Genomic DNA, 264 nt, shown 5'->3' with positions numbered 1-264 from the left:
CGGGGCCCAGTTGAGAATCACGGACACGGACGGCATGCGGATCACCTGTTTCGCCACCAATACTCCCGACCGGCCGATCGCCGAACTTGAGCTCCGTCACCGGCTGCGGGCCCGCGCCGAGGACCGGATCCGGACCGGGCGTTCGACCGGGCTTCGGAACCTGCCTCTGCACGACACCGCACAGAACCAGGTCTGGCTGGAGATCGTCCAGCTCGCGCTCGACCTGCTGGCCTGGATGCCCATGCTCGCCCTGACCGGCCAGCG

The 264-nt window shown here is 68.6% G+C and carries 1 protein-coding gene; it reads left to right on the top strand.

Features of this window, described 5'->3' with window-relative positions; genetic code table 11:
• Nucleotides 1–264 (top strand): transposase (locus KWI83_RS37970; RefSeq protein WP_218518913.1); only part of this gene is annotated, 264 nt, incomplete at both ends.

It is taken from the genome of Streptomyces sp. TRM70350, assembly GCF_019219825.1.
GTDB lineage: Bacteria > Actinomycetota > Actinomycetes > Streptomycetales > Streptomycetaceae > Streptomyces.
The sequence above is the reverse complement of the archived record's forward strand: the minus strand, read 5'-3'. Positions and strand labels throughout refer to the sequence as shown.